We start from the raw sequence: 8,149 nt of genomic DNA on the forward strand, positions 1-8,149 counted from the left end.
CCGTTGCCGGACGTGGCTCGCCACCACCGGCGCCACGGCGCGGCCGAGCAGCCGGTCCACCGCCTCGACCACTGTCACCGTGCGGCCGGCGGCCCTCAACGTGGCTGCGATCTCCAGCCCGATGAAACCGCCGCCGAGGATGACGACTTCGTCGGTTTGCGCGCTGAGGTCGCGAATCAGCCGCGCATCGGCCAGCGAGCGCAGCGACAGCACCCCGGACAGATCGGCACCGGGCAGCGGCAGCGTGCGCGGGCGCGAGCCTGTCGCCAGGATCAGGTGGTCGAAGGCAAGCGCACCACCGCCGGCAATATCCAAACTGCGGCGTCCGGCATCGATGCGATCGATCCTGACGCCAGGCCGGTAGTCGATGGCGCTGCCGGTGTAAAAGGCCTCGCCGCGCAAGGGTTGTGGCTTGGCCTCGGCATCCTTGATGAAGGTCTTCGACAGCGGCGGCTTGTGGTAGGGCAGTTCGTCCTCATCTCCGACGAGGATTACCGGTCCGTCATAACCGTCCTCGCGCAGACTTGCGGCCGCTTGCACGCCCGCATGGCCCGCGCCGACAATGACCACACCGTTCTTCATCGCACTCAATCCCGATTCTACCCTAGGATGTTCCGCCAGATGGCAATTGTCTGGCACCGCTGCAAGCGAGCTTTTGCGGGTCGCATCCGGGATGGCGGCTGTCAATCGCACAGTTCAGCGGCAAGACCGGTGCAGGAAAATGCATAAAGTTGACAGTCGCAGTTTAGAATAATTCTAAACTGTTGTTTCGATTGACTTTTCTTGCGGATTGTCATTGACATCCGACGGTGTCGCAGCTTTATGGAAGCTCGCGCGTCAGCGCATCCCTTTAATGTCTGGGCCTTGAACCCTTTCGATTGGAGGCATTTTGGTGTCTTTCTTCCGCGAACCGCGCGATGGCGCGGCATCTCTTGCGCCCAATGGCCCGCAGATGGCCTGGCGCCGGTTGCTGCGCGCGCCGTTTACAGAATTTCCGAGAAACTGGAGAGTGATCATGACAGCACGATATGGCAGCAGGCTTGCGGCGATCGGCGCCACTGCCCTGCTGACGGCGGCGGTATTCGTGTTGCCGGCAAAGGCGGAAACCGATGTAAAGGCGGTCATCAAGACCTATTCCGACATCGCGCTCGCGAAATACGAAGATTCGCTGACCACCGCGCAGGCGCTCGACAAGGCGGTCGACGCGCTGCTCGCCACGCCATCGGTGGAAACCCTCAACGCTGCCCGTGACGCCTGGAAGGCATCGCGCGTTCCCTACCAGCAGACCGAAGTCTACCGCTTCGGCAACAAGATCGTCGACGACTGGGAAGGCAAGGTGAATTCCTGGCCGCTGGATGAAGGCTTGATCGACTATGTCGCCAAGAGCTACGGCACCGAATCGGACGCGAACGCGCTCTACACGGCCAATGTGATCGCCAACAAGGAGATCGAGATCAACGGCAAGAAGGTCGATGCATCGAAGCTTTCGCCGGAATTCCTCTCCGGCACGCTGCAGGGAGCCGGCGGCATCGAGGCCAATGTCGCCACCGGCTATCACGCCATCGAATTCCTGCTCTGGGGCCAGGACCTGCATGGCACCGGCCCGGGTGCCGGCGAGCGCCCCGACACCGACTACGACCTCAAGAACTGCACCGGCGGTAATTGCGACCGCCGCGCCGAGTATCTGAAATCGGCCAGCGACCTTCTGGTTTCGGATCTTCAGGAGATGGTCGGCAACTGGAAGGAAGACGGCGCCGCCCGCAAGGCTCTTGTCGATGGCGAGCCGAACACGGCGATCTCGACGATCTTCACCGGCATGGGCTCGCTGTCCTACGGCGAACTGGCCGGCGAGCGCATGAAGCTCGGCCTACTGCTGCATGATCCGGAAGAGGAGCACGATTGCTTCTCCGACAACACCTACAATTCGCATCTCTACGACGCCATCGGCATTCGCGCGGCCTATCATGCGAGCTACACGCGTCTCGACGGCACCATCGTTTCGGGTCCTTCGGTGGCCGATATGGTGAAGGCGGCCGACCCGGCGATCGACAAGGAACTGTCTGACAAGCTCGATGTTTCGGTCGCCAAGATGGAGGCGATCAAGGCGCGTGCACTGGCCGGCGAGGCCTATGACCAGCAGATCGCCGAGGGCAACATTGAGGGCAATGCCACCGTCCAGGCGGCGATCGATGCGCTGATCGATCAGACCAAGTCGATTGAGCGCGCCGTCGGCTCCCTGAAGCTCAGCACCATCGCCTTCGAAGGGTCCGACAGCCTCGACGCGCCGGACAAGGTGTTCAAGTAAGGGGTAAACGACGGAGACTGACCCGGAGCCGGACAACCGGCTTTGGAACGGCCTCCGCCAGAAGATCAAGCCACACGGCGCGGGAGACGCCGTCAGCCAGCCGAGCAAGCCAATGCTGATTTGTCATTGCAACATCATCACCGAGAAGGAGATCGAGCAGACGATCGTCGGGCTGCTGGACCAGGATCCCTGGCAGTTGATCGTGCCGGCGAAGATCTATCATGCAATGCAAAAGCGCGGTCGCTGTTGCGGCTGCTTCCCAAATGTGGTGGAAACGATCATTCGGGTCACCGAAAACTACCACGCCCGCTCGGAGGCGAGCGGCGTGGATGTCGTTTCACACCTGGATCGCGTCAGAGGCCTGCGCATCCAATACGGGAGCAGAATTCATGAAAGGCGATCCGCAGATCATCGAGCGGCTTAACGAGGCCCTTTTTCTGGAGCTTGGGGCCGTCAATCAGTACTGGGTGCATTTCCGTCTGCTTGAGGACTGGGGATACGCGAAGCTGGCAAAGAAGGAGCGGGCGGAATCGATCGAGGAGATGCACCATGCCGACAAGCTCGTCGCCCGCATCATCTTCCTCGAAGGCCATCCGAACCTGCAGTCCGTGGCGCCGCTGCGCATCGGGCAGAACGTCAAGGAAGTGCTCGAATCCGACCTTGCCGGAGAATATGACGCACGTACCGCCTACAAGCGTTCGCGCGAAATCTGCAACGACGCCGGCGACTACGTGACGATGAAGCTGTTCGAGGAATTGCTGGCCGACGAGGAGGGTCACATCGACTTTCTTGAGACGCAGCTCGACCTGCTTGCCTCGATCGGCGAGGAGAAATACGGCCAGCTCAACGCCGCATCGGCAGACGAGGCGGAGTAAGGGCATGCGGGAATGCGGCGCCTGCTAGAATTCGTGCGCCGCTCGCGGCGGGCCAATGGCTCGCCGCCCCCTGAGAAGACGCCAGCCGGATTGGCGCGTCGGCGCTGTGTCATGCTCGTGTTGGCGCTTACCTCTTCGGCGATGGCGGGTGATCTTCAGCCGGCCGGCTTCGCTACCACGCGCACCGACCTCAATGCGAAGGATCAGGCGCGCGCCATCGCCGTCACCAGGCCGACCACGGATTTTTCCAGGCCAGAGCCGTTCGAACTGATGCAAGGTGGCGCCGGCACGTCCCGAAAGGACGTCAGCCGCGATTCCTTCTCGCAATCCTCGGCCAACCTCACCTTCGAGGAACAGGGCGACTTCAAGCTTGGCAATGCCCTTTTCCGCAAGAACTGGGTCTCGTCGCCATCCTCGACGCAGGCGTCGGACGGGCTCGGCCCGCTGTTCAACGAACGTGCCTGCCAGAACTGTCATCTGAAGGACGGCCGCGGCCGCCCGCCGCAAGGCGACGCCGGCACCACGTCGATGTTCCTGCGGCTGGCCCGCGACGCCAGCAGCGTGGAAGAGAAGGCGGCGCTTGCCGACCATGAGGTGCTCAACTTCCCCGACCCGGTCTACGGCAGGCAATTGCAGGAGCTCGCCGTACCCGGCCTGCCCGGTGAAGGCAGGATGCATATCGACTATCAGGAACGTAAGGTAGAGCTGACGGACGGCGCTGTGATCTCCTTGCGCAAGCCGAGCTATTCGGTTGACGGCCTTGGCTACGGGCCGCTTGACCCACGCACCACACTGTCGCCGCGCCTGACCCCGCCGATGATCGGCCTGGGCCTGATCGAACAGATCGCGCCGTCTGATATTCTCGCCCAAGCCGATCCGGACGACAGGGACGGCGACGGCATTTCCGGCAGGCCGAACATCGTGCGCGATAGCCTGAACGGGGAACTGACGCTCGGCCGCTTCGGCTGGAAGGCGCAGACCGCGTCGATCCGCCAGCAGGCGGCGGATGCCTTTGCCGGCGACATCGGCATCTCGACGCTCGAAGAGCCGAGGCATTGGGGCGATTGCACTGCTGCGGAGGCAAAATGCCTCGCCATGCCGAACGGCGTGCAGCAGCGTCTTGGCCCGGTCGAGGCGCCGCCGCCGGTGATGGATCTCGTCACCTTCTATTCGCAGAACCTGGCCGTGCCGTCGCGCCGGGACCTCGACCGGCCGGACGTGCTCGCGGGCAAAAAGACATTCTACGAGATCGGCTGCATTGCCTGCCATACGCCGAAATTCGTCACGCGCCGCGATACGCCCAATAAGGCGCAGGCCTTCCAGTTGATCTGGCCCTATTCCGACTTCCTGCTGCACGACATGGGGCCTGATCTGGCCGATGGCCAGGCCGTGGGCGATGCGACGGGCAATGAGTGGCGCACGCCGCCGCTGTGGGGCATCGGCCTGACCGAGACAGTCAACGGCAATTCCTTCTTTCTGCATGACGGGCGCGCGCGCAGCCTGGCTGAGGCGATCCTGTGGCATGGCGGCGAGGCGCAGAAAGCGCGCGACCGTTTTGCCGCCGCTAACGCGACCGAGCGTGACGCATTGCTCAAATTCCTGGAGTCACTGTGATGTTCAAGCGTTCTGCATTGTTTTTCGCTCTTCCGCTGGCCCTGCTGGGCGTTGTCCCTGCGTCGGCGGCGGTCAAAGCCTCCGACATCATCCAGCGGGCGATCGATGGCTTCGTCCGCCCGGCCTATGCCGGCCTGCACGAGCATGCGGAAGCCTTGACCGGATCCATGCGCAAGCTGTGCGTCACGCCCTCGCAAGGAGAGCTCGATGCCGCACGCGCCGAATTCTCCGCCACCGTCTATGCCTGGTCGTCAGCCGAAATCATCGGCTTCGGGCCGATCAAGGAGAACAACCGGCTGGAACGCATGCTGTTCTGGCCGGATCGCAAGAGCATTGGCCTGAAGCAGGTGCAGGCGGCGCTGTCGGCGAAGGATCCAACCGCCACAGATCCGGCACAGCTGGCCGGCAAGAGCGTCGCCATGCAGGGGCTGGGCGCGCTGGAGTTCGTGCTTTACGGCGACGGCGCCGATGCACTGGCCGGCAAGGATGATTCCTACCGCTGCGCCTATGGCACTGCTGTTGCCGGCAACATCGAAACCATGGCCGGCGAGGTCAGCGCCGCCTGGAACAAACCGGACGGCTTTGCAGCGCTTTGGGCCAATCCGGGGCCGCAGAACCCGCTCTACCGCGACGGCAATGAAGCGGTGACCGAACTGGTCGGCGTCTTCATCAACGAGCTGGAAATGGTGCGTGACGTGCGCCTGAAAGGGTTTTTCGGCGGCAAGCCGGACGCGGACAAGCCGAAACAAGCGATCTATTGGCGCTCGCAAAACACCACCGCGTCACTGGCCGGCAATCTCTCCGGCATCGATACGCTGTTCCAGGCCTCGAAACTTGGCGACGCCCTGCCGGCCGATGCGCGCTGGATGGCCGAAGCGATCCACATCCAATTGGTCAACGGTGTCGCCACCGCCAAGGCCGTCAGCGGTCCAATCGACAAGGCGCTTGCCGATCCGGCATTGCGCGACAAGCTCGATCATTTCGCGCTGATCACCTCCAGCCTGTCGACCCTGATCGGGACCAGGTTGACCGCTGAATTCGGCCTGACCGCAGGCTTCTCCTCGCTGGATGGGGACTGAATTGAAAACCCCGCTGATAGATCGCCGCGATTTCCTGAGAGCTGCAGGCGTTGGCTTCATGGCCGCGATGGCGCCATCGGCCTGGGCAACGACGCTTTCGACCGACGCCGTCTTCGCCACCGCTTTCGTCAAACGCGACGGCAGCTTTGGCGCTGCCGTCCTGTCCGAGGCCGGCAAAGTCCTGCATGCGATCGATCTGCCCGATCGCGGCCACGATGTCACCTTCGATCCCATATCGAAACGCTCGGTGGTCTTCGCGCGGCAACCCGGCACCTTTGCCGTGGTTTTCGACCATTCGGGCCGTGATGCGCCGCTGACCATCGCCAGCATCGCCGGCCGGCATTTCTTCGGCCATGGCGTGTTTTCGGCCGACGGTGCGCTGCTCTATGCCACCGAAAACGACTTCGACAACGCCGCCGGCGTCGTCGGCGTCTACGATGCGCGGGCGAAATTCAGCCGTGTCGGCGAGTTCCCGACCTATGGAATGGGTCCGCACGAGCTTCTGCTCCTGGGCGATGGCAGGACGATTGCGGTAGCAAATGGCGGCATCGAGACCCATCCGGATTACGGCCGCGCCGAGCTCAACATTGCGACCATGAAGCCGTCCTACGTGCTGATAGACCGCGTCACCGGCGACCTCATCGAGAAGCACGAATTGCCGGCCGCACTGCATCAGCTGTCGATCCGCCACATGGACACCGATCCGTCCGGCACGGTCTGGTTCGGTTGCCAGTACAGGGGCCCGGGCACCGATCGTCCGCTGCTGGTCGGCCGCGCGGTGCGCGGCAAGGAATTGCAACTGCTCGACATGCCGCAGGACGTTTTGTCCGGCTTCCGCAACTACATAGGCTCGGTCGCCGCCAATCCGGCTGCCGGCACGGTCGCGGTCTCCTCGCCGGAAGGCAACTCGCTTGTCGTGCTCGATGCGGCCAGCGGACGGGTCGTCGCGAACAGCGCGCTGGTCGAGGTCTGCGGCGTGGCTCCCGATGGAACCGGCTTCATGGCCACCACCGGCGCTGGCGAGATCGTCGAGGGCAGTGGTGCGACACGCTCCGAACCGGACTATGTCTGGGACAACCACATGCTGCGCATCGAGCAGGCCGCATAGGCCACAAGCGAAGCCGCTTAACGAATTATGCACTATCCCCTTGCGGTGGCGGGCCGTGGCGGGCACAGGGAATTGTCTTTCGAACCGGTTGCTTCATGAAATTGCTTGCCATCGACTGTGCCGCCAACCTCTGCGCCGCTAGCGTCTATGACGCGACGGCGAAGCGGGAGCTCGGCCGCTCGGTGCTCGATCTCGGCAAGGGCCATGCCGAGCAGCTGATGGCGGTCATCGCCGAAGCGCTGGAGGCAGGCGCAACCGACTATGCAGGTCTTGGCGCCATTGCCGTGTCTGTCGGCCCCGGTTCCTTCACCGGTCTGCGGGTCGGCGTCTCGACCGCGCGTGGCCTGGCGCTGGCGCTGAAGATACCGGCAATCGGAGTGACGACACTGGAGGCGCTGGCTGCCGAAGCAGCGACGGCATTTCCCGGTCGCGCCGTGCTGGCGGCGCTGGATGCCGGCCGTGAGGAGATCCACGCGGCTTTTTACGACGAAAGGTTAGTCTTGACTTACGGTCCGGCCGTGGCCACGCTGGCCGACGTGGTGGCAATGGCGAAGGCAACGTCTCTGGTGCTTGCCGGCACCGCTGCAGCGCTCATCAGCGCATCGGCCGGGCGCGAATTCGATGTCGGCCCTCGGACGGCCACCGCCGACATTGTCACCTACGCCCGCCTGGCTGCCGCCAAGGGCGCGGGCGAACGGCCGAAACCACTCTATCTGCGCGGCGCCGACGCCAAGCCGCAGGCCGGGTTCATTCTTTCAAGGATCAGACCATGATCCCGAAAAGTGGAAGCCGGTTTTCACGGACAACGGTTCCCGTTTGTCCAGAGATCATGGTCAAACAAGAAAACAAAAATTAGATGCGCATACCTTTTCTCCAATCACGCCGCCGGGACTATGCGCTCGAGCCGCTGAGGATCGCCGACAGTCCGGCGGTCTCGCTGCTGCATCGCGAGGACTTTGTCCGCCCCTGGACCGATGGCGAATTTGCCGCCTTGCTCGAACAGGACACCGTGTTCGGCTATGCCGCGCGCGAAACCGGACAGGGCTCCAAGCCGCCCGTCGGCTTCGTGCTGGCGCGGCTTGCGGCAGGCGAGGGCGAGATCCTGACCGTCGCGGTGGCGCGATCGCATAGCCGGCGGGGGGTGGGCTGGCAATTGATGGACGCGGGG

The 8,149-nt window shown here is 63.5% G+C and carries 9 protein-coding genes; 8 read left to right on the forward strand and 1 reads right to left on the reverse strand.

The genetic code is table 11. The features are described 5' to 3' along the window. Positions 1 to 582 (reverse strand): FAD-dependent oxidoreductase (locus EOA22_RS17630; RefSeq protein ID WP_164755587.1); only part of this gene is annotated, 582 nt, incomplete at its 3' end. A 433-nt stretch (positions 583 to 1,015) separates the two neighbouring features. Here EOA22_RS17630 and EOA22_RS17635 point away from each other — a divergent pair. From EOA22_RS17635 to EOA22_RS17670, 8 genes are all read left to right on the forward strand, one after another. Continuing rightward, complete coding sequence (locus tag EOA22_RS17635; RefSeq protein ID WP_063170455.1) at positions 1,016 to 2,305, forward strand: imelysin family protein; 1,290 nt, start codon at positions 1,016 to 1,018, stop codon at positions 2,303 to 2,305. Positions 2,306 to 2,417: 112 nt separating this feature from the next. Further along, positions 2,418 to 2,729, forward strand: a complete 312-nt coding sequence (locus tag EOA22_RS17640; protein WP_013527915.1) for a (2Fe-2S)-binding protein — start codon at positions 2,418 to 2,420, stop codon at positions 2,727 to 2,729. Continuing rightward, positions 2,695 to 3,180, forward strand: a complete 486-nt coding sequence (gene bfr / locus EOA22_RS17645; protein ID WP_013527914.1) for a bacterioferritin — start codon at positions 2,695 to 2,697, stop codon at positions 3,178 to 3,180. Before EOA22_RS17640 ends, bfr begins: the two co-directional genes overlap by 35 nt. A gap of 12 nt (positions 3,181 to 3,192) precedes the next feature. Then, a complete protein-coding gene (locus EOA22_RS17650; RefSeq protein ID WP_063169985.1) occupies positions 3,193 to 4,794 on the forward strand; it encodes a di-heme oxidoredictase family protein in 1,602 nt (533 codons plus the stop codon). After that, positions 4,794 to 5,873, forward strand: coding sequence for an imelysin family protein (locus tag EOA22_RS17655; protein WP_063169986.1), 1,080 nt, complete (start codon positions 4,794 to 4,796; stop codon positions 5,871 to 5,873). Before EOA22_RS17650 ends, EOA22_RS17655 begins: the two co-directional genes overlap by 1 nt. Position 5,874: 1 nt before the next feature. After that, the gene (locus EOA22_RS17660; protein ID WP_063169987.1) at positions 5,875 to 6,981 is read left to right on the forward strand and encodes a DUF1513 domain-containing protein; all 1,107 of its coding nucleotides are present in this window, start codon (positions 5,875 to 5,877) and stop codon (positions 6,979 to 6,981) included. Positions 6,982 to 7,076: 95 nt separating this feature from the next. Further along, positions 7,077 to 7,754, forward strand: a complete 678-nt coding sequence (gene tsaB / locus EOA22_RS17665) for a tRNA (adenosine(37)-N6)-threonylcarbamoyltransferase complex dimerization subunit type 1 TsaB (RefSeq protein ID WP_063169988.1) — start codon at positions 7,077 to 7,079, stop codon at positions 7,752 to 7,754. Positions 7,755 to 7,837: 83 nt separating this feature from the next. Next, positions 7,838 to 8,149 (forward strand): GNAT family N-acetyltransferase (locus EOA22_RS17670; RefSeq protein ID WP_164755590.1); only part of this gene is annotated, 312 nt, incomplete at its 3' end.

It is taken from the genome of Mesorhizobium sp. M7A.F.Ca.US.014.04.1.1, assembly GCF_003998745.1.
Classification (GTDB): Bacteria; Pseudomonadota; Alphaproteobacteria; order Rhizobiales; family Rhizobiaceae; genus Mesorhizobium; species Mesorhizobium ciceri.